General features: G+C 38.9%; 20 protein-coding genes. 1 reads left to right on the forward strand and 19 read right to left on the reverse strand.

Annotation, left to right across the window (positions count from 1 at the left end; all coding sequences use genetic code 11):
• Positions 1-41 precede the first annotated feature (41 nt).
• From E7K77_RS08695 to E7K77_RS08785, 19 genes are all read right to left on the reverse strand, one after another.
• Entirely contained in the window at positions 42-1,301 is a 1,260-nt protein-coding gene (locus tag E7K77_RS08695; protein WP_012864059.1) for an MlaD family protein, read from the reverse strand.
• A complete protein-coding gene (locus E7K77_RS08700) occupies positions 1,301-2,059 on the reverse strand; it encodes an ABC transporter ATP-binding protein (RefSeq protein ID WP_004695454.1) in 759 nt (252 codons plus the stop codon). The genes E7K77_RS08695 and E7K77_RS08700 overlap by 1 nt, the downstream gene beginning before the upstream one ends.
• A 21-nt stretch (positions 2,060-2,080) precedes the next feature.
• Positions 2,081-2,842, reverse strand: a complete 762-nt coding sequence (locus E7K77_RS08705; protein ID WP_004695453.1) for an MlaE family ABC transporter permease — start codon at positions 2,840-2,842, stop codon at positions 2,081-2,083.
• 30 nt (positions 2,843-2,872) lie between these two features.
• The gene (locus E7K77_RS08710) at positions 2,873-4,855 is read right to left on the reverse strand and encodes a SpoIVB peptidase S55 domain-containing protein (RefSeq protein ID WP_004695451.1); all 1,983 of its coding nucleotides are present in this window, start codon (positions 4,853-4,855) and stop codon (positions 2,873-2,875) included.
• A gap of 12 nt (positions 4,856-4,867) precedes the next feature.
• Entirely contained in the window at positions 4,868-5,152 is a 285-nt protein-coding gene (locus E7K77_RS08715; RefSeq protein ID WP_004695449.1) for a biotin/lipoyl-containing protein, read from the reverse strand.
• 88 nt (positions 5,153-5,240) lie between these two features.
• Positions 5,241-6,581 (reverse strand): phosphodiester glycosidase family protein, encoded by a 1,341-nt coding sequence (locus E7K77_RS08720; RefSeq protein WP_105087051.1) that lies wholly within the window; start codon positions 6,579-6,581, stop codon positions 5,241-5,243.
• 228 nt (positions 6,582-6,809) lie between these two features.
• Positions 6,810-8,195, reverse strand: coding sequence for a rod shape-determining protein (locus E7K77_RS08725; RefSeq protein WP_325321184.1), 1,386 nt, complete (start codon positions 8,193-8,195; stop codon positions 6,810-6,812).
• The gene (gene murA / locus E7K77_RS08730; RefSeq protein ID WP_004695444.1) at positions 8,176-9,441 is read right to left on the reverse strand and encodes a UDP-N-acetylglucosamine 1-carboxyvinyltransferase; all 1,266 of its coding nucleotides are present in this window, start codon (positions 9,439-9,441) and stop codon (positions 8,176-8,178) included. The genes E7K77_RS08725 and murA overlap by 20 nt, the downstream gene beginning before the upstream one ends.
• 201 nt (positions 9,442-9,642) lie before the next feature.
• The gene (gene glpX, locus E7K77_RS08735) at positions 9,643-10,605 is read right to left on the reverse strand and encodes a class II fructose-bisphosphatase (protein ID WP_004695442.1); all 963 of its coding nucleotides are present in this window, start codon (positions 10,603-10,605) and stop codon (positions 9,643-9,645) included.
• Positions 10,606-10,664: 59 nt separating this feature from the next.
• Positions 10,665-11,309: a fructose-6-phosphate aldolase gene (fsa, locus tag E7K77_RS08740; RefSeq protein WP_008715804.1), complete on the reverse strand. Its 645-nt coding sequence runs from the start codon at positions 11,307-11,309 to the stop codon at positions 10,665-10,667.
• A 13-nt stretch (positions 11,310-11,322) separates the two neighbouring features.
• Positions 11,323-12,603 (reverse strand): serine--tRNA ligase, encoded by a 1,281-nt coding sequence (serS, locus tag E7K77_RS08745; RefSeq protein WP_325306503.1) that lies wholly within the window; start codon positions 12,601-12,603, stop codon positions 11,323-11,325.
• Positions 12,604-12,728: 125 nt separating this feature from the next.
• Entirely contained in the window at positions 12,729-13,682 is a 954-nt protein-coding gene (locus tag E7K77_RS08750) for a cation diffusion facilitator family transporter (RefSeq protein ID WP_004695437.1), read from the reverse strand.
• Positions 13,683-13,924: 242 nt separating this feature from the next.
• Positions 13,925-15,205, reverse strand: coding sequence for a guanine deaminase (guaD, locus tag E7K77_RS08755; protein ID WP_325306504.1), 1,281 nt, complete (start codon positions 15,203-15,205; stop codon positions 13,925-13,927).
• A gap of 101 nt (positions 15,206-15,306) precedes the next feature.
• On the reverse strand, positions 15,307-16,650 hold the full coding sequence (locus E7K77_RS08760) for an NCS2 family permease (RefSeq protein ID WP_060919854.1): 1,344 nt from the start codon (positions 16,648-16,650) through the stop codon (positions 15,307-15,309).
• Positions 16,651-17,240: 590 nt separating this feature from the next.
• Positions 17,241-18,758, reverse strand: a complete 1,518-nt coding sequence (lysS, locus tag E7K77_RS08765; protein ID WP_325306505.1) for a lysine--tRNA ligase — start codon at positions 18,756-18,758, stop codon at positions 17,241-17,243.
• 29 nt (positions 18,759-18,787) lie between these two features.
• On the reverse strand, positions 18,788-19,261 hold the full coding sequence (greA, locus tag E7K77_RS08770; RefSeq protein ID WP_004695428.1) for a transcription elongation factor GreA: 474 nt from the start codon (positions 19,259-19,261) through the stop codon (positions 18,788-18,790).
• A 123-nt stretch (positions 19,262-19,384) separates the two neighbouring features.
• On the reverse strand, positions 19,385-20,371 hold the full coding sequence (gene dusB / locus E7K77_RS08775; RefSeq protein ID WP_325306506.1) for a tRNA dihydrouridine synthase DusB: 987 nt from the start codon (positions 20,369-20,371) through the stop codon (positions 19,385-19,387).
• 94 nt (positions 20,372-20,465) lie between these two features.
• Positions 20,466-21,233 (reverse strand): type III pantothenate kinase, encoded by a 768-nt coding sequence (locus E7K77_RS08780; protein WP_123138497.1) that lies wholly within the window; start codon positions 21,231-21,233, stop codon positions 20,466-20,468.
• 9 nt (positions 21,234-21,242) lie between these two features.
• On the reverse strand, positions 21,243-22,217 hold the full coding sequence (locus E7K77_RS08785; RefSeq protein ID WP_325306507.1) for a biotin--[acetyl-CoA-carboxylase] ligase: 975 nt from the start codon (positions 22,215-22,217) through the stop codon (positions 21,243-21,245).
• A 171-nt stretch (positions 22,218-22,388) separates the two neighbouring features.
• Between E7K77_RS08785 and E7K77_RS08790 the strand changes: the two genes are divergently transcribed.
• On the forward strand, positions 22,389-23,732 hold the full coding sequence (locus E7K77_RS08790) for a threonine/serine ThrE exporter family protein (RefSeq protein WP_004695419.1): 1,344 nt from the start codon (positions 22,389-22,391) through the stop codon (positions 23,730-23,732).
• Positions 23,733-23,784 lie beyond the last annotated feature (52 nt).

The following is a 23,784-nucleotide window of genomic DNA, read 5'->3' on the forward strand; positions in this document are numbered from 1 at the left end:
ATATGTACCTCCATACTCATATAGAGTAAATGTGTTAGTCATTAGAATACTTGTTTAATACCGAAATAGGTACCTCCATTCGTAGAACTGAACGGTCTGGTCATTTGAATAACGCCATAGGTATCTTTATGCAAACGTATATCACTACGAATACGATATTTACGATGATTAAGGTCATATAGCGCGGCTGATAAGGACACAGGACCACGGAGGTTATAATCCACCCCGAGACCCAATTCACTTTCAAAAATACCACCACGCACCAACCATTTAGAACTAATAAATCGACCTGCATTCAGATCAAAAGTAGTATCATCACCCATATTAGAAAGGCCAATTTCAGCCATTCCTTTATTGTTAAAGGCACGTACTCTACCATTGACACGGAATTCATTATCCGTTGTGTTATACAACAAATCTACAGATGGTTCAATCTTGGTAAATGACTTTTTTTCAGTCATACCAACCTCTACACTATTTCCATTTACATCCGTTTGGTACGCCTTTCCGCCCATCAGTTTATTGATGCGAGCTGAAATCTGTGCCGTATTATGTAAAGTCTCTTTAATATTTTCTTGTGCCTTAGGATCTGTTACAGTCGATTCCATGGTACGAGCCATATTATCTACACGATCAGTAGTTTGTTTTAAATTAGTTAAAATAGCACGCATATCATTGCCTGCATTACCATCAGCATTAAATTGCTGTGCTGCTTGATTTAGTTGAGCCGTTACATCCGCCATATTTTGTGTAATAGCTACCGCATTATCAGCCATCACCGCTGTAGATTGCAAGGAATATTTAAGTGCACTTTGAGTTGCAGGATCACCAATAATACTATTGATAGACTGTAGCATCTTCTCAGTGCCATCCATTAACTTTTGCGCACTCTGCATGGCCTTATCCACAGCATCAACGCCTTCACCTTTAACGGAGTCACCATCCTGTAAATATACTTTAGACTGTCCTGGTGAAATTTGAATAAATTTATCACCTAAAAAACCATCTGACCCCAAGGAAAACATCGAGTCACTTGGAATCTGCGTTTTTTCATCAAGTTTCATCTTAACCACAACGCCACGCGGTGTAATTTCAATATCAGAAACAGTCCCGATGGCCACGCCGGAAAATTTAACTTGATTTCCATTTTTTAGGCCATTTACTTGAGTGAAATCACCTGTAATTGTCATTTGCGGTTTAGCCCAAATATCGATACGGCCTACAAATAGTATGCCTGCAATAAATAGAACTATACCTATTATTGTAAAAGCCCCTACCTTGGCCTCCGTCGTCCACTTCATTATATATCTCCCATCGCAGATTCGTTAATCGGCTCTGCTTCACCATGAATAAATTGTTGTACCTTCTTATTTGTAGAATTCTTAAATTCTATTGTATCAGAAATTTCTACAAAATGCCCCTGATCGAGTAAAGCTATGCGGTCAGCAACATAAAATGCTGACTGCATATCATGTGTTACCACGATAGAAGTACAACCAAGCCGATTCTGCATCCCCTTAATTAGCATACTAATCGTACCTGATGTAATAGGATCTAACCCTGATGAAGGTTCATCATAAAGAATTAAACTCGGATCTAGTGCTATAGCACGAGCTAAGCTAACCCGCTTTTTCATACCACCAGATAACTCATTAGGCATATAGGACTCATATCCCTTTAAACCAACCCAATCAAGTCTTTCTGCCACAATGCGTTTGATTTCGTCATCCTTTAACTTCGTATGTTGACGCAAACCAAAAGCTACGTTCTCACCTACCGACATAGAATCAAACAAAGCTGAATATTGGAATACCATCCCCATTTTTCTTCGTACCGTATTAAATTCATCTTCAGATAATGTAGTTATATCTGTGCCATCTACGATAATCTGCCCTGATGTAGGACGTTGTAAACCTATTAATAAGCGAAGTAATGTACTTTTACCACTACCACTGCCGCCTAATATAACTAACGTCTCCCCATCATTAATAGTGAGATTAACAGAGTCTAAAATCACACGTGACTCGTAGGCAACTACAACATTGCGTAGTTCAATCATAAATCCCTCTAAAAATATCCACTAAAATAACAATGTAGATAAAAAGTAATTTAATACAAATACTAGAATAATACTAGTTACTACAGAACTAGTAGTGGAAAAACCAACAGCTTCTGCGCCCATTTTAGTTTCCATGCCCTTATAAGCACCTACCAATGCAATGACAGCACCAAACACACTAGACTTTATAAGTCCTAAGGTGAAATCTGAAATGGTAGAAAACATTTGAATAGAGTCTAAATATGTACTAGGCGCCAAACCCTTGATAACAGTGGCTACAAAGTAACCACCGGCAATACCGATAACAACACCATAAAATGCCAAAATTGGCACCATAATCATACACGCTACTACACGTGGTACCACGAGGTAACCAACAGGATCAACAGCCATAACACGTAGGGCATCAATTTGTTCTGTTACCTTCATTGTACCAATTTCAGCCGTGATAGCTGCGCCAACACGGCCGGCTAATACTACACCAACTAAGATAGGACCCAATTCACGGCCCATAGCTACAGCCATAAGGCCACCTACTGTACTTTGAGCACCATAGGTAATTAGTACATCTGTAATCTGTAAGGTCATAACGGCACCAGCAAAGAGTAGAGTTAAGCTAATAATAGGCAAGGAGTCTACCCCTAAGTGAGCCATCTGTTGAAATACATGCCACAGATTAATCATTTTTAATTGTTTTATTGTTTGCCACACTAATAATGTAGCACTACCCATCTGCGATAAGCCGTTTATGACGACTCGACCTATCGATTCTAGCCAACTCAACAGTCTATCCCTTTCCCTTACAGTTTCAACTTATTCAGCTGTATTTGTTCCACCAGCATTAGCCTCATCTTTTTTATTGGTTTCTTTCGACTCTTTTTTAGAATCCTTTTTAGACTCAGCTTTATCCGTTTTATCTTTTTTAGATTGATCTTCCAATTCTAACTTGCGTTCCATCTTAATCTGATGTTTCGCTTCTTTGACACGTTTTGCTAATTCTTTATCCCGATCAGCAGGCTTCATTACATGAATCGTAAATTGACCATCACCTTGCACAATGTACTCAGTATCAACAGCAGTCTTTTCAGGTTTCTTTTCATCATCCTTACTAGAACTCAAATCTTCTTGACCTGTTTTTTTCTTTACATCCCCTGGCATAGGTTTTGATTCCACATCTTTAAGCTTAGCCTTTTTAACAGATTGAGAGCCATCTTCATCAACTAAGCTGATACCATCTTCCAAAAATTCTACAACGATTTGATTATTTGTATCTGTCTTTTGAATTTCATCATAAAGCTCATCAAAATCTTTATGAACTTTCAAACGGCGTAAAATTTCATCTGTTAAATTATATTTCTGTTTTTCCAATACGTATGGTAATGGAATCTCGCCACCGCCACGCACCTCTAAGGTATACTTACCAATAGCTTGATCTTCAGGTACCTTAAAGAAAATTTGTTTAATAACCTTTTCACCGCGGAACGGCTCTAATGTTACATCTACTACGATAGTATCCCCAGGAGAAACTACAGTAGACGAAGCAGAAGCATCGATAAGCTTTGCTGTTTTCTTATCTTGCGTTACGTTTGTTTCAACCGAAATATCCGAAATTTCATAGTTGATGAATCGATTGTTCATAAGAACATCAATGACATTATAAAATTCATCAACTGCTTTTTCACTAATAGAATCAGAGCTGTAGAACATATTTGTCCGCGTTAATGGCTTATGTTCTTTCCCTTTTGGCGTAATAGTATAAGAAATTGTAGCCGTACCAGAGCCACTGCGATCCAATGTTTTATTCAACATATTGTATAAGGCTGTAGCTGCTAAAGTTGGTGTCATTTCACCATCTTCAATAACCTTGACGGAACTAGTTCTATCACGGCCCATATCAATATCCTTTAAATGGAATCGCAATGGAATACCTGGCGAAATCACGCCTGATACACCTGCAATACCGGCACCTCTATCTTCGGTAACAGAGCCAATCTCTTTACCCATAGAGCCAAGCTTAAAGGCAGCATTATAGCTTTTTACAACGGTAAAGATACTTGCATTGTGCATAAAATAGTTAGAAGAACCATGTTTTAAGAATGGATGACCAAAGGCAACAACCTTTTCACCATCTACATGAGTAACAGTACCAATAGCGCCCAATTTAAGGTCACCATCAACTAGCAAAGCCGCTACTGAGCCACCAGCTTCTAAAGGTTTTGCAATTTCATCACCACTAGCACTTGCGGTGTCATATGTTTCATATTTATATTGTGGTAACTTCGATTTAAAGTATTCCATTGATGCCGCATCGAAGCCATATGCCATAAGTGGAGTACCTAAAGGAATCAATTGTGTATCATCCCAAGGTTTAGATAAGTTTTTCTCATATGGTATATTCCATAGTTTGACCATATCCTCAATAGGAGTAATCATACCTATCGTACCATCCGCAAACCCCCAGCCATAAGCAACAGCCCCAACGAGTTTACCATTTATATATACAGGGCTACCACTCATACCATGCGCAATGCCACCAGTTTGATCCATAACGGGGCCGGAAAACTTGGCTAAAATAAGATGACCAGATGGTCCCTTATCCTTCATGACACCCAGTACCTTTACATCAAAGGTGGAAATAGTATCCCCTACGATTACAGTTTTTGCAATACCTTCCATACCTGTTGTTACATCATTGACAGGCATAAAATCAATAGCCTGTGCAGTTGTAAGTGAAGTACAGAAGAAAAGCGCCAGTATCGCTTTTCTATACCGACGCCAAGAATGAGAAAACTTCATTCCTTCTCTCCTTTATTTACTTTCTACAGTGACAACGATTTGATCACGAGAAACGTCTGAACCCACTGTAACATTAACCGCCGTTACAGTACCAGTTACAGTAGATTTAGCAGCAGCCATAGGACCAGCCAATGTCTCTACAGTCACCAATGTTTGGCCTTCTGTTACAGAAGTACCAACAGAAACTGTAGAAGCAACTTTACCTGTTAATACACTTTGGTATGATACAGGGGCCGCCATTACAGAGCTAACACTTAAAATACCTAATGCAGCTAAAGCTAACACTACTCTTTTCATAACGATCCCTCCTTTTACAAAATTAGTTATGTATTTATAGTATACTAAATTATTAGTAATATTTCAAACAAAATTGTATGCAACGAATCTATTTTATGATTACTATATCCTCATAACTCATAGGTGCAGAAGATTTGTGTACATAATCATCATTGATAACTATATCAATGCTACCTTGATTTGATAATTCAGCGCCATCAACAACACCTAATTTAGACAATAACTGAGCTCCTTCTTTTTGAGTCACACCTACAGATTGAAGTTCGGATTTATCAACTGTTAGCACAACTAAATCATGTTCCTTTGTGGTTCCAATGAAACTACGACCTTTGTTATTAGATTCATCAGCTCCTACATAGCGACCGCCTTTCATCACCATAGTGCCCACTTCTAAACTAGCCCCACCGGTAGTACTAACTTGAGCAAGTTCTTCTCTATTTTGAATCGTAATAGGTGTTCCAACTTTTATTTTACGTAAAGCATTTCCAGATTCGCCATGACCAGACAATACATATTGATTTTCCCCAATTTTAGAATTTCCCTTTTGTTTACTAATAACCTTGCCATTAGCTACAGTCACTTCATAACCATATTCATTGGTCTTTGTAGAAGGACCATAAGTTGACGTATAAAGGGTCAAGGCATTCTCTTTACGAACCGTATCAACGGAGGTGATTACAAAACTCTCATTCTTCGTTTTAGCTTGAAGTAAAGGTTTTTTCTCTTCTATAAAGTATCCTCTATTAGGCGTATATCGTAACGTACCACGATTAGAAATACGCTCTAAATCAATGGCTCCATCACTTGCCACTGAGTAAGGTCGTTCAAAACTGCCCCCTTTTACCTTTGCTCCAATGATAGCTGTATGAGCTTGAGTAACAGAAGATAATGGTTTACCTTCTGGAACATGCGCCACTACCATAGGTGAATCATTATCTACGGTCAATGCAAAGGCTTGAATTTTCCCTTCAGCTACGGTGTTATTAATTTTGCTATACGTTACAGATTTATTTACATCTTTTGTAGTCTGTTGCGCATAGCCAGAAAATAAATCCACTACTATACGCGAAGGCTTTTCTAATGCAAACTCATGATGTTGTACATCCTTATTCGCTGTTAATGTTACTCGTAAGGCCCCATTAACCGGTTGTAAGCCAATGCCTTTAAGAACTCCCGTTTTTTTATCATTTTGTGATATGGGGCCAGTTAAACCATTTGTAGTACCCCCTAAGTTCAATGTAAGAGCATGTGTTTCTTCATTATAGGATTGAGTCCAAGATACAGGCATTTCAGATACATCTAAAACAATTCGGCTTGTACCTTCATGATTAGATACGCGCACCCCTGTTAAATTACCGGCCTCAGCATGAGGAACGGTACTACCCAGTAGACCTAAAACAGCAAAAGTCATATACAGATATCGTTTCATCTTTAATTCCTCTATAGCTACAAACCATAATAATGGCCTTATATCATTACATCAATTTTACGCAATATACTTTTACTATAGTATACAGCATAAAGATGAAAAATTCAAAAAAATAAACGAAAAACGAGGTTACAGTCTAAAGATACTCCATACATAAAATAGAATAACTGTAGACCATAACCTCGTCAATTTAAGCTTACATCATCATGGTATATTATTGTAACTATATTATTGTAACTCATCTAATGTATCACGAAGCTGTGACATTTCATCTAAAGCCTTTGCAACACCTTTAATTACTGCATATCTTGGAGATTCTACAAGGTATGCCGCGATTCCAATAGAACGTGTGATAACACGGTCTAATCCATCGATGAGCGCGCCACCACCAGTAAGAATGATACCATGATCATTGATAGCGGCCACAAGTTCTGGTGGAGTTTTTTCTAGAATGGACTTAACGCCTTCCAAAACATTCATCACTTGTGCTTCTAGAGCACGTTGAATCTCTAAAGAATTCACCGCAACCATCTTTGGTAATCCAGAACTTGCATCTCGTCCTCGTACCTCAATCGTACGCTCCTTTGCACGACGATCCACAGTCCCTACAGAAATTTTAATTTTCTCTGCCGTTAGCGGACCAATAACGAGGCGCTTCTTACGGCGGATATAACGGATAATAGATTCGTTAAAAGAATCTCCACCGATGCGAAGTGATTCACTTACAACCACACCCGTATCACAAAGAACGGCAATATCCGTAGTGCCACCGCCAACATCGACAACCATCGCCCCTACGTGCTTAGCATCATTGAGACCAGTCCCCATAGCAGCAGCCAATGGCTCTTCAATAAGGACTGTCTTTTTTGCACCGGTTCTGAGTAAGGCCTCTAAAATGGCGCGTTTCTCTACAGGTGTAATGCCTGATGGCACACATACGATAATACGCGTCTTCATCAATCTAGAAGCAGGTACAATGGAGCGAATAAAGTACTTCAACATGAATTCTGTCATATCATAATCTGCAATAACGCCCGCTTGAACTGGACGGATGACGGAAATCCCTTTTGGAGTACGGCCTACCATAGAACGTGCAGCCTCACCTAAAGCAAGAATATCACCGGTTTTATCATCCCGTGCAATATACGCAGGTTCATCTAATACCAAGCCTTTACCCTTCGCAAAAATGAGGATATTTGCAGTCCCTAAATCAATTCCCAAATCGAAGTTTAAGGATCGATTCAAACGACTCATAAAATCTCCAACTTGCTCAGGTCGAACTAAACGTTTTAATGTCATGGCTGGCGTTGTTTTAGCAATCGCTACAGTCTCACGACTACGTCGTTCAGCACGGCGCATTTTTGTAACTTTAATCATGGTCTCGCGCATATTGGAGGCCAAATGATTAGCTTGCTTTGCCACGCCATTTGAAAGCTTAGTAGACTTACGTTTTGTCCTTCTCAATGGTTTACGTGTAGTACTCGCTTTCGAATTCTCAACCTTTGCAGCACCTAAGTTCTGTTGCTCGTTGTATAAAGCCGGCCCTTTAGAGCGCCGGCTTCTTTTCTTTTTATTTTGTTTTGGCTGTGTACTCTTATTCGTCAACCCGAACAATATCAGCACCTAACCTTTGCAATTTACCTACAAAATCATCATAACCTCGGTCAATATGATGTAAACGACCGACTTCTGTTCTACCTTCCGCAGTCAATGCAGCGCATACCAGCGCCGCTCCAGCACGCAGGTCAGTAGCATTCACTATAGCCCCGTGTAAGCTTGGCATACCTTCGACAATAGCTTGACGATTATCGATGTCAATATGCGCCCCCATTTTACGAAGTTCAGCAACATGCATAAAACGATTTTCAAATACAGTTTCTGTTACTGTACTAGTGCCTTCCGCAATCGTGGTAAGAGCCATGAATTGAGCTTGCATATCTGTTGGGAATCCAGGGTATGGCAAGGTTTTAATATCGACAGCTTTAATGCCTTTACCACTACTGATAACGCGAATGCCGTCGATTTCTTCCTCTACTGTTACACCAGCTTCCTTTAATTTAGCCACTACTGGTTTTAGATGTTCTGGCAATGCATTTTCTACGAATACATCACCACCTGCCATAGCAGCAGCGATTAAATATGTACCAGCTTCAATGCGATCAGGAATAACTGTATGAATAGCACCGTGTAATTGAGGTACACCTTCAATACGAATCACATTTGTACCAGCTCCGCGAATATTAGCCCCCATAGCATTTAAGAATGTAGCTAAATCAACAATTTCAGGCTCTTCTGCAGCATTTTCGATAACGGTTTTACCTTCCGCCATAGAAGCAGCCATAATTACATTCTCTGTAGCCCCCACACTTGGGAAATCCAAATAAATTTGAGTCCCTTTAAGTCCTTCCGGAGCATGAGCATATACATAATCTTCAGTAATTTCAATTTTTGCACCTAATGCTTCAAATGCTTTTAAATGAAGATCAATGGGACGTGCACCGATAGCACATCCACCAGGCATTGAGATTTTAGCCTCCCCTTTACGAGCCAAAAGTGGACCCATGACAAGGAAGGATGCACGCATTTTACGCACAAGTTCATAAGGAGCTTCCGTAGCAGTCAATGTAGAAGCATCGAAAACAATTTCACCATCTGCATTATTACGAGTGATTTTAACCCCCAAAGACTCGATAACTTGGCAAATCGTGCCTACATCTTCTAAATTTGGAATTTCAAGCAATTTACTAGGCGTTGATGCTAGCAAAGTACCGGCAATAATAGGGAGTACTGCATTTTTAGCACTACTAACACGTACACGTCCTTCCAATCGATTGCCACCTTGAATGATTAACTTTTCCAACAGAATTCCTCCTACACTTTATATCGTTCATCTTGTATAAGCTACAAGACCTTGTATTTATAACGTCATATACTAAATGTTATTATACTATTTTTCGATATATCTCATCAAGAGAATGAGAGAAAATACAAAGAAAAAAAAGCCCTGAATATATCTCAAAAATTTGTGCCAAATTTTTGAGTATATTTCAGGGCTTTATTCTTATTTAGCTTTTAATGTTTTAAGTTTATGATCCATATGCACTGTATCAAGGAAACGAACCGTACCAGTTTTAGACCGCATCACAATAGTATGTGTACGCGCACCACCTGGGAAATATTGAATTGGATTTAATAAGTTACCACGTGTAATGGCAGTAGCCGCAAAAATAACATCATCAGTACGAACTAAATCATTTAATGTGAGCACTTGGTTTACATCGGCAATGCCCATTTCATGGCAACGACGAATTTCTTCTTCCGTTTCTGGTTTTAAGCGAGCTTGCATATCGCCGCCTACACATTTTAAGGCTGCAGCCGCTAATACACCTTCAGGTGCACCACCAGTACCTACAACCATGTGCACCCCAGAACCTTCGATACAACATTCCATAGCTGGATTAACATCACCATCAGAAATGAGCATAATACGAGCCCCTACTTCACGAGCCTCTTTCATCAAGCCTTGATGACGCTCACGATCAAGCATAACCAACGTGATTTCATCTACATTACGTTCCATTTTAGCCGCTACATTTTTGATATTTTCGGTCAAAGATTTCGTAATATCGATAGCACCTGCACCTCGAGGACCAACACAAAGTTTCTCCATGTACATATCCGGTGCATGTAACAAGCCACCTTTTTCTGCAATCGCCATAACTGCAATAGCACCATTTTGACCTTTAGCAATCAAGTTTGTCCCTTCAATAGGATCAACAGCGATATCTACTTCTGGTCCGCCAGCACCTACGTGTTCTCCGATATAAAGCATAGGAGCTTCATCAATTTCGCCTTCTCCGATAACCACAGTACCAGAAATGCGAACAGAATCAAACGCTTGACGCATAGCATCTACAGCAAGACCATCGGCTGCATCCTTTTGCCCACGGCCAAGCAAACGACCGCTACGCAAAGCTGCGGCTTCAACGACACGAGCAAATTCCAAAGATAATGTACGATCCATAATGGGCCTCCTTATAAGTCCTCTATGTATTGATATGACTCTTACCTAGAGTCTCTAACTTATTGATTAGCTTGTTTCCAATCTTCCATAAATTTTGCAAGTCCTGCATCAGTCAACGGATGTTTCATAGCTTGCATGAGTACTTTAAATGGAACAGTTGCAATATGAGCACCTGCTTTAGCACATTGAATAATATGCAGCGGAGTTCTCACACTTGCAGCAATAATTTCAGTTTCAATTTCATGAATAGCGAAAATATCTGTAATATCTTGAATCAATGTAAGACCATCCATGCTGATATCATCAATACGACCCACAAATGGACTCACATAACTTGCACCTGCACGAGCAGCTAATAAGGCTTGGTTTGCAGAAAAAATCAAAGTCACATTCGTTTTAATGCCTTCTTTGCTCAAAATAGCAACGGCTTTAAGACCTTCTGGAGTCATAGGAACTTTAATAACCACATTAGAGCCTAATTTCACAAGGTCATGTGCTTCCGCCACCATGCCTTCAGCATCAGAGGAAATAACCTCTGCGCTAACAGGTCCATCAACAAGGTTTGCAATTTCAGAAATAACTTGTTTCAAATCGCGTTTAGCTTTCACGATAAGCGATGGGTTTGTAGTTACGCCATCAATAAAACCAAAATCATAGGCCTCTTTAATCTCATCAAATTCTGCTGTATCAATAAAGAATCTCATAAAATGCCCCCTCTTATTTAGCCGGTGAAATCACTTCAACGCCACCCATGTATGGCACGAGAACTTTTGGAATTACAACGGACCCATCGGCTTGTTGATAGTTTTCCAAGATAGCAGCTACTGTACGCCCTACTGCAAGGCCAGATCCATTTAATGTATGAACAAATTCCGGTTTACCCTTAGGTCCACGACGGAATTTAATATTAGCACGACGAGCTTGGAAATCAGTCATATTAGAGCAAGAGGAAATTTCTCTATACTTGCCTTGTGCAGGCATCCACACCTCTACATCATAGGTTTTAGCAGAACCAAAGCCCATATCACCTGTGCACAGAGTGATAACACGGAACGGTAATTCTAATAAGCGCAATACTTCTTCTGCATTATCTGTTAATGTTTCTAATTCTTTGAAAGAATCTTCTGGTTTAGCTAATTTAACCATTTCAACTTTGTTAAATTGATGTTGTCGAATAAGGCCACGAGTATCACGCCCCGCGGAACCCGCTTCAGCACGGAAACATGCGGTGAATGCAGTATAGTATTTAGGCAATTCCTCTTCGCTCAAAATTTCACCACCGTGATAATTAGTCAATGTAACCTCAGCAGTTGGAATCAAGAAATATTCCGTTCCCTCTACATGGTACATATCTTCAGCAAATTTAGGCAATTGCCCAGTGCCCGTCAAAGTTTCACGTGTTACCATATATGGCGTCATCATTTCAGTATAGCCATGTTTATCTACATGAAGATCCACCATGAAGCTGATAAGAGCGCGTTCCAAACGAGCCCCTAACCCCTTATACACAGTAAAGCGAGCTCCACTCATTTTGCCTGCACGATTGAAATCAAGGATATCGAGGCTTTCACCTAAATCCCAATGAGCCTGTACATCAAAATTAAATTGACGTGGTTCGCCCCATTTGCGTTGCTCCACATTTTCATCTTCATCGGCCCCTACAGGAACAGATGCATCACACATATTTGGCAACATCAATGCCGCATCGCGCAATTTTGTTTCCACTTCGCGAATACGGTTATCAAACTCAGCAATCTCATCGCCTACTTTTTTCATTTCTGCGATTTTTTCATCAGCATTTTCTTTGTTGCGTTTTAATTTGCTAATTTCTTCTGTTACAGAATTGCGAAGCGCTTTTAATTCTTCTACTCGACCGATCAATTGACGACGTTCATCATAAGCGGATACAAAGGTTTTCAGATCGCCTTTTGTATGACGATTATCTAAATTTTGTTGCACTAAATCAATATTTTCACGGACAAATTTTAAATCTAACATACTATAAACCTCATTTTCCAACTATGTTACGCACAATATATTCAATACGTTTAAGTATACCATATATTGGTGTATTTATCATTAAATTATGTGCTATATACTAGACTTCTCACCAATATTTTATATTATTCATCCTCTTCTTCATCTAGCAAATAATCTTTTGCCATCCATTTACGCGTGCCTGTAAAAGAAATGGTCACCCATTTTTCCGTTGGGTTACCGCCGATTTCTTGGTCAATTTCATTGCGAATAGCATCAATTTCAGCAATGGTTTGATATGGAAAACTTTTAGGAACTAAAATATCAATTTCAATGATTCGAGTATTGCCATATACTTGCACGCTCGTCACATAATCTTTAAAATTATACTTTTCCATAAATCGATCCATAATTTCTTGCACTTCATTATGCAATGAAGTTGGTGCCCATCCTAATATTTGTTTCATGGATGGCACAATGATACGAAATGCAGAGGGTATCATCTGTACCGCTAAAATAATTAATACAATAGGGTCAATATAAGTAGCCCATCTAGCATATTCAGTACTTTCTAGCATAGTAGCTACAACGAAACTAATCAAGATAGCCGCTTCTAACAAAGCATCGACATACCAGCTTACATTATCAAATTTAATCAAGTTAGACTGCAAACTTTTATTAATACGACGTACATAAAGATAGTAAGCAGTATCCGCAACAGTAAAGAATATAGCATAGAAAATAGCTGGCCCGAAGTCTACGTGACGTCCACCAGACAAAAGATCTGTAATCCCACTAGATAAGGCATAAATTACTATGAGAAGAATAAAAAAGCCCTCCACGGCGAGCACCAGAGGTTCAAATTGCCAAAAACCGAATTGGAATCGCTTACTCGTTTCTCTAGCAACTAACTTAGCTGTCATAAGCATCATAATCTTAATAACAACATCAACGAAGGAGAATACCCCATCTAACAACACTGCACTAGATCCCGTTACAATCCCCATCACAGTGCCGCTCACCGCAACTAGCGCCATCAAAGCAACAGATTGCATTAATAGCTTTTGTTCAATAGAGCGTCTTGCTCCTAATATATCCATTAAGCCCCCCACTTTCTTAATTTGTACATTTTTTTATTATACACCAAGTGAATTGATGAGCAAAATCGCCCTGTTCAGTAATATAAACAGAAAAGCTATAAAACCTACTATAAATCATAATCCAAAGTTTATCTAACACCTCGGTCAGGTTCTAAAAGAAGCACCGAAAAGCAGCTAGTTTGAAGGGTATACAAACTAGCTGCTTTAAATATATCAGTATTTTTTTCTGTAAGATATAAACTTTACCCTTTTGGACTCGGAACTACGCGACCAGCTACATAGCGTTCAATAATATGACGATCATCCCCTACATATAGCCAGCGCTCTAAACGCTCTTCCAAAGAACGTTCATTTTGGTCAAATAAGGACGTATCATCGATAATAAGGGCATCTAACTCATAGCCTTTTTCAAAGCTTCCAACGTGGCCAAAAAATTGTCCACCACCCTTGGTAGCCATATAGAAGGCTTCACTCAAGGTAAGAGGTGCATAGTTTGGGTCTACTTCAGCCCATTTCATTTTCGATAGACCAATAGCTTCAGTAAGGACTTTTGCCATCGATACAATATGTCCACCAGAAATATCGGAGCCTAAACCAATTGGTATATTCCGCTCAATCAGCTTACGAATCGGTGCAATTCCGCTAGAAAGATTTACATTCGAATATGGACAATGAGATACCATGGTCTGCGTTTCAGCCATGCGATCCATTTCTACGTCACTCAAATGAATGCAATGGGCCATTACAGTTGGCACGGTACCCATCAAATGATGTTCATAGTACACATCTGTATAGTTTGACGACTCAGGATGTAATGATGCGACCCAATCAATTTCACCGTGATTTTCCGACAAATGAGATTGAACAGGAACATCGTATTCTTTCGCTAATTTAGCAAGTCCTGTCATGAGTTCACTCGTACAAGATGGTACAAAGCGCGGTGTAATAATAGGTTTAACTAAAGGTCCAAATTGAGCTGACGCATCTAACCATACTTTAGTATCAGCTAAGGATTGATTCGTTTCTTCAATCAAAAATTCCGGACTATTACGGTCCATGTTTACCTTGCCCACATAAGCTGACAATCCTGCTTTTTGTAAAAGCTCCATCAACACCAATGTGCTGTCTTTATGGATTGTGCCAAACAAAATACTTCTCGTCGTACCATTGCGCCATAAATCGTGAACAAAGGCACCATATACTAGACGAGCATAGTCAGGATCAATAAATTTTGCCTCTTCAGGAAATGTATAAGTTTCAAGCCATGGTAACAGTTCCTTATCCATACCAAGTCCACGATTACAATATTGTGGTGCATGCGCATGGGTATCCACAAAACCAGGAATAATGAGATTATCACCGTAATCAACAACATCATACTCTGTATAAACTGTAGGAATACTTTCACCACAATGAACAACCACCCCATCTACAGCAATAACATAACCCTGTTGAATAGATACAAGTGCTGATGGATTCGGTGTATATAATATATTTCCTTTTAAAATAATCGTTGAATTCATATAACCTCCTCGCGTGATTAGAGCCCTAAAGTACTGCGCCCATATACTACGCTAGATTTTCATTTAATAGACTATGCTATATGATTCATAGTATATGCTATTTAAATAGCAAAGTGAATGATGAACGCCACAGTCATGATGTACATAATAGGATGAATTTCATGATGACGACCTGTGGCCAATTTAATTAATGTATAAGAAATAAAACCAAAGGATAAACCTTGAGCAATACTAAATGTTAATGGCATAAGAAGAATTGTTAAGAATGCAGGCAATGCTTCCGTGAAATCAGTAAAATCAATATGCGTTACCTCACTCATCATAAATACGCCAATAGTAATCAGTACAGGTGCAGTCGCTTGTACCGGTACCAATAAGAACAATGGTGCAAAGAATAAAGATACCAAGTATAAAAGGCCAGTTACTACTGCCGTAAGACCTGTGCGACCACCATCAGCAACGGCTGCCGCACTTTCAATATAAGAAGTAACTGTAGAGGTACCTACAACGGCACCTGCTGCGGCACCAATAGACGTACATAGCAAGGCACGATTCAAACCTTCAAATTTCCCTTCTTCATTTACTAAGTTTGCTTTTCTCGTTACACCAATCAATGTACCGATATTATCGAACATATCCACAATAGTAATGGAGAAGATAATGGAGAAAAAGCCATACCCAATAGCACTCATTACATCAAGTTGACCAAATGTGTCTACTGGAAATGGTGGTACCAAGTTAAAGATATCCGAACTAGATATAGGAACCTTAGTCAAACCTAACACCATAGCCAAAATCGTAGTGAAGGCCATACCAATTAACAATCCACCCTTAATCTGCTTAGCTAATAAAATACTTGTAATAAACAAGCCTAACAATGTTAATAGTACTGCAGGATCTTTCATATTCCCAAGGGTTACAAATGTAGCATTATCAGAAATAATTATATGAGCATTTTTAAAGCCAATGAAGGCAACGAATAAACCAATACCTACGCCAATAGAGGTTTTCAGCACTTGTGGAATACCATCTACTATTTTATTAAGAACTTTAGTAACTGTTAAAATAACAAAAACTGTACCGGAAATAAAAACGGCACCTAATGCAGTTTGCCAACTAAGGCCCATAGCACCGCAAATGGTATACGAGAAAAATGCACTTAGGCCAAGTCCAGGTGCTACGATAACCGGAACATTAGCAACAAAACCTATTAGCATTGTCGCAAAGGCAGTTGTTAAAATTACAGCCGCTACAGCACTACCATGAGGCATTCCTGATACAGATAATAGATTGGGTATTACTGCCAGAATGTATACTGATGCAATAAACATTGTAATACCCGCAAAAATCTCAGTCTTTACTGATGTTCCATGTTTGGTTAACTTGAAAAACCGATCAAGACAACCATTGGCTTGATTACCTCTTTCATAATCCATTGAACTCATCGCACTTACCTCCTAAACTTTTAGAAATATAAATTTAGTTAAATAAAAAACGGCTACAAGAGCATCATAAATAAGCTCTTGTAGCCGTAAATCTCGGTTCACGCTAGAGAGACTTGACCCATCCCGTCAAGGTTATACAAGGTATGTAGTAGTTCTATACAGTTAATCTATATCATCACATTCAGATTCGATAAAGCAAAGATAAATAAGAAAAACTTTATATGCATGAATTTATATCATATATATTATGTAAATACCACATCTCACACTTAGTATAAAATTATTTTTATACACTGTCAATAACAATTGATGAATAATCATAAACTATTTTATTATCCTAGAAATTATTTTCTATAGACTTTATATCGTTAATTTTGTTATATACTTATAGACTGATACAGGAGCTCAACATATTAACCACTCCATTAATCCATCTTATAAAATTACATATAGCATTCATGTTTCAATACATATTTAAAGGCAGTATCGTAGTAACAGGTTTAAAATGATATTTATATGATACTAACTATTTCATAAATATATAAAAAGCTCCCTACTCAAAGAATAGGGAGCCTTAATAGTGTCGATTATTATTCTGCTTCTTCAGCTTCAAAATGCTTAGGAGCTTCTGGTTTCATCAACGGGAACAATAATACATCTCGAATGGATGCAGAGTCTGTTAAGAACATAACAAGACGGTCGATACCAACACCTAAACCTGCTGTTGGAGGTAAACCGTATTCAAGAGCTGTAACGAAGTCTTCATCCATGCGGTGAGCTTCATCATCGCCCGCTTCACGTTCTTTTAATTGATCCAAGAAACGTTGTTTTTGGTCGATTGGATCATTTAACTCGGAGAAGCCATTTGCCAATTCACGACCATAGATAAAAGCTTCAAAACGTTCTGTAGCCAATGGATTTTCACGACTTGCTTTAGCAAGTGGAGAAATCTCTTTAGGATGACCATATACGATAGTTGGCTGAATCAAGTTTTCTTCTACATAATCTTCAAAGCAAAGATTTAAGATTTTACCAATACCATCATTTTCTGTGTATTCTACATTTAAGCGATCAGCAATAGCACGAGCTTCTTCTATAGTTGTGACTGCATCAAAATCTTCACCAGTGTATTTTTTTACACCTTCAGCCATTGTGATACGATTCCAAGGAGGAGTCAAATTAATTTCTGTACCTTGGTATGTAATTTCTTGTGTACCAAGTACTTCTTGAGCACAGTAGGACACAAGATTTTCTGTTAAGCGAATCGCATCCTCTACATCGCCATAGGCTTGGTAGGATTCGATAGTAGTAAATTCTGGATTATGACGATTATCGATACCTTCGTTACGGAAGCAACGGTTCATTTCGAATACGCGGTCCATACCACCAACGATTAAACGTTTGAGATACAATTCTGGTGCAATACGCATGTAAATATCGATATCAAGCGCATTATGGTGAGTGATAAATGGACGTGCAGCAGCCCCACCAGGGATAGCATGCATCATCGGTGTTTCCACTTCCATGAAGCCATCACGCATCATGTATTCGCGAATCTTAGCAACGATTTGAGAGCGTTTTACAAATGTATCACGCACTTCAGGATTTACAATTAAATCAACATAGCGTTGACGGTAACGAAGTTCTGTATCCTTTAATCCATGCCATTTTTCTGGTAATGGACGTAAAGACTTAGATAACAATGTTAATTTGTTAACTTTAATGGTAACTTCACCGGTATGTGTTTTAAATACGTGACCTTCTACGCCGATGATATCACCAATATCAAGCATTTTAACGTATTTATAAGCATCTTCGCCCAATACATCTTTACGGAAGTATACTTGAATATCACCAGATTTATCACAAATATTCGCAAATGCCGTTTTACCATGGGAACGGATTGTCATCAAACGACCTGCAATAACTACAGGCTGGCCATCATATTTCAAGAAGAAATCTTCTTTAATATCTTTTGCGTAATCTTTTACGACAAAACGTTGGCCAAATGGGTAAATACCATCAGCTTCATATTCGGCTAATTTATCGCGGCGAATTTGCATTTGCTCATTCAGCTCTTCTTGTATATTTTTAATTTCTTCACTCATGTTATCGCCTCTTTGTCGGTAATTGTAAATTATTGGATTGCTAACACTTTGAATGTTACAGGACCATCTGGTGTGGAAACCTCTACTTCATCGCCCTTACGTTTACCCAAAATAGCTTTACCTACAGGAGATTCATTAGAGATACGATTGTTAAATGGATCCGCTTCAGAGGAACCAACGATAACATATTCCAATTCATCGTTGTACATAGTGTCAAGTACAGTAACTTTACTACCTACAGATACAACGTCACCTTTTACAGATTCATCGATAATCTTCGCAGTGTTAATCTTATTCTCTAACTCTACAATATGACCTTCAATAAAAGCTTGTTCATTTTTTGCATCATCATATTCAGAGTTTTCACTGATATCGCCATATTCAATAGCAGTTTTAATACGTTCAGATACTTCAATACGGCGTACAGATTTATAGTACGCTAATTCTTCTTCTAACTTCTTTAAACCTTCGGCGGTGAGTAATGTTTCTTTTACGTCTGCCATGGGTACCCCACTCTTTCTACATATAAATAATAAGAAAAAGTGTCATAGTAAGATGACACCTTATCTCTTGTTTCTAAATTATCTCAATCATTATATAAAAATACTATTTATTTGTCAATCTGACTACCCTTCGGACAGTATTTTGCGATATGATTCTAGCTCATTGTGAAAGCACGTTACAGTATGAATTGTATTCACTCGATTGCGCCAATATGCAGATTCCGGAAGTCCCTTCATATACCAGCCCGCATGAGTGCGTATCTCCTTAACGGCCATACTTTCACCCTTGTATTGGCATAACAAGTCAAAATGCTTTAATAACATATCTAGACGCTCTATATCGGTCGGAGCTGGCAATACTTCACCAGTGGCTAAATAATGATGAATACGACCAAAGATCCAAGGATTCCCCTGTGCACCACGGCCTACCATTACAGCATCACAACCGGTTTCATCAAGCATTTGCTTAGCATCTTCAGGTTTCACTATATCTCCATTGCCAAGTACGGGTACAGATACAGCTTCTTTCACAGCCTTAATATAAGACCAGTCCGCATGTCCACTATACATTTGCTCCTTTGTACGCCCATGTACGGCAATAGCAGCCACACCTGTAGACTCAATGCGTTTTGCAAAATCCACAACATTGATAGAGTCACTATCCCAACCAATACGCATTTTTACAGTAACCGGTACATCAACAGCCTCAACAGCGGCTTCTGAAACACGAGCCGCTAGATCAGGATTTTTCATAAGTGCCGAACCATCGCCAGAGGTAACTACCTTTTTTACAGGACAACCCATATTTATATCTACAATATCGGCGCCTGCATCGGCCACAACCTTAGCCCCCAAAGCGATTGCTTCTGGATTAGAACCAAAAATTTGCATGGATACAGGACGTTCTGCATCTTCAATACGCAATAATTCATGAGTACGCTCATTCTTATATTTAATACCCATAGCACTGACCATTTCGGTACATACCAAGGCGGCACCTTGTTCTTTGGCCAGTAGTCGATACGCAATATCGCTAACCCCTGCCATAGGCGCTAATATGGCTTGTCCGTCAATTTTAACGGACCCAATTTGCCACTGTTTATTATTCATATAATTCTATATCCCCTAATAAAAAAGGTACAGCATAAGCTGTACCTGAATGTACACTACTTCGTTACATATACGTAACTATATTATAGTAGCATTATTTATTTCTTTCGTAAATAAGGCGTAAGCCTTCTAATGTAAGCATAGGTTCTACATGGTCAATGCAGTCTGTAGCACTGCTAATAAGTTGTGCCAAACCACCTGTAGCCACTACAGTTACATGATTTCCCATTTCTGCTTTCATACGAGACACGAGTCCTTCTACTTGCCCTACATAACCGTAGAACATACCAGATTGCATAGAAGACACCGTATTTCGGCAAATGACTTGCCCTGGGTCTCTCACATCGATACGAGGCAATTTGGCTGCCCGTTGAAATAGAGCTTCTGCAGAAATGGTTACCCCTGGACTAATAACCCCGCCCATATAATCACCATTACCTTGTACCGCACAATAGGTAGTAGCCGTACCAAAATCGATGATAATTAAATCGCCCTTATAAAGCTCATGTGCTGCTACGGCATTTACAATACGGTCAGCCCCTACTTCACGAGGATTATCATACTTAATAGCGATGCCAGTTTTAGTGCCTGGTCCTACAATAAGAGGATTTACATTAAAGTAGCGCAAACACACGCGTTCTAATGTAGGCATTAATGGTGGTACAACCGAGGAGATAATGATAGCATTAATATCTTTTACATCAACCTTACGGTCGTGAAAGAATAAGTTCATCATCAGCATGCCATATTCATCGGTGGTACGAACCCGATCTGTGGAAATACGCCAGTGACCCACAAGTTCTGTCTTGTCGTATACACCGAGAACAATATTGGTGTTTCCCACATCAATTACTAATAACATTAATGCCTCCTATTTACGCGGACGAATTGATACGTCCCCTGCCACAATACGTTTAATTGTCCCATCTGGGATTCTTACTAATAAATTACCATCTTCATCAATATCTGTAGCTACCCCTTCATAGGTATTGCCAGGAGCACGCACTTCAATTTCTTCACCGAGAGTAACAGATAATTGACGCCATTCATTAAGGGTTTCGTCAAAGCCGCTATCGAGCACTTCATAATATTGATGTTCTAGTTCTTCTAATATAAGTCTAAATGCTTCTGTGCGCTCAACATCAATATCTTCCATCGCAAGGGATGTAGCAATTAATTTTAACTCTTCTGGTAATTCTTCTTGTTTTGTTTTTACGTTGACCCCAATGCCCATTACAATATGAGAAATTTCTTCCATAGAACCAGACATTTCAGTCAAAATACCTACTAGCTTACGACCATTCACAAGAATATCATTAGGCCACTTTATCCCCACATCAGTGAGTCCCATCTTATGAAAGGCCTTTGTTAAAGCCACTGCAGCCATCAAAGTACACTTTGGAGCCTCTACAGGTGGAAAATCAGGGCGTAAAATCAAGCTAAACCACAAGCCTTTGCCAAATGGAGAATACCAACCGCGAGATAAACGCCCACGACCAGCAGCCTGTTCCTCAGTAACCACAACCGTACCTTCTTCTGCACCTTGTTGAGCTAAACGACGAGCTTCTAAGTTCGTAGACTCCGTGGTATCCATATAAACATATCGTTTACCAAATACATCTGTTTTTAAGATTTGTTTCATTGCCAAGGGGCTCAACAAATCAGGTTCTTCCAATAATCGATACCCTCTCTTGGTATAAGATTCAATTTTGTAGCCTTTTTGACGTAACGCCTTGATATGTTTCCAAATAGCTGTGCGCGAAACATGGCAGGCTTCGGACATATCTTGTCCCGATACGAAACTACCTTGGTTTTGTCTCAAGAATTCTAGCACTTCATCACGCATAGTTTAGAGCCCCTTTCTTTGTCAACCTAGGTTTACAATTCGATTGTACAAGTGTACCTTGTAAAATGCAAGGATTATTTAAAATAATTAATGTTATAATGTATATAGTATAAAGGTATACATAAAAAAATAGATAACAATAATGCTATCTATTATCCTTCGGAGAGATATATGAAACAGTTTACATTAGAAGAGAAAAATCAAGTTTTAGAGAACCCTTTTATCCATATTCATCGAAAACTGGATGTACTACTCAATATAGGGAAGTTACTAATGGAATGTGGGGCAAATACAAATCGAATCATTGAGGAAATGCTAAAAGCCGCAACATTTATGGGAATTCCTCATGATTACTTAAATATCCATATTTCATATACCACTATTATGGTCAATCTATTACACAAAGAACGATCCATAACGGTCTTCAGAAAAACACCGGTTCATATTCCGAATATGGCTATGATCAATGCCGTATCAAAGCTCACATGGCGCGCCTTTGAGCGACATTACTCACTAACGACCTATGAACGACTAATTGCCAAACTGGATACAACTATACCGACGTATCCAAACTGGATAAAAGGACTAGCTTGTGCACTAGGTTCGGCAGGTCTTGCATACCTTTACAGTGGCGATATCATCGCATTCATCGTTACTATCATATGTTCTAGTATTGGTTATTTTACGCGCACCCTATCAGGCAGATTAGGGCTTAATGAATATGTAGGAATCGCATTAGGCGGATTTGGTGCCATGATATCGGCTTACGCTTTTTATAGTCATGTAAATAATGAATCCTTACTATATGTACTCGTTTGCTGTACCTTGTTCATGATTCCTGGGGTACCATTGATCAATTGTGTCATCGATATCATTAATAATCATATTTTATCGGGCATGACACGCGCTATAAGAACACTACTCATCGTGGGTAGCATGACTTTAGGTATGGCTATGGCACTCTACTTTAGCCCTGCACCAGCATTTAATTTTGTTGATATTAAACCTCATGTTATTTCCATAGAGCAAGTTATCGGTTCTTTTACAGCTGCAGCCGCTTTTGCGGTACTTTTTAATGCTCCTGTCAGACTATTAGTATCCATTGGTATTGGTGGCGTACTATGTGTATGTATTCGCAATATACTATCCGTAGAATTAGGATTTTCTACACCAGGTGCTACCTTTATTGGTGCTGCCATTATGAGTATTATTTTTGTAAAAGTTTCTACTTGGTTAAAAACATCTAGCACTATCATTATCGTACCGTCTGCCATCGCATTAATGCCCGGTATACTGTACTACCGATTTCTCTTCGACATGTTACACATCAATGCATTAAATGATGCTAGTCTAATCCTTATGATACAAAATGGTGTAACTGGCACATTTACAACTATAGCTATAGCAATCGGTGTAGCTATACCAAATGTTTTGGCACAAAAATATTTGCAAAAACTAAAAGAACAACGCATGACAGAACTTCTTGCCACACGTCATATAAACGATGGACAGTAAAAAAGAGCTAGCCTTCTAAAAAGGCTAGCTCTTTTTCATTTGGACAAAATCC

Origin of the sequence: Veillonella parvula, from assembly GCF_032577575.1 — a bacterium.
Taxonomy (GTDB): domain Bacteria; phylum Bacillota; class Negativicutes; order Veillonellales; family Veillonellaceae; genus Veillonella.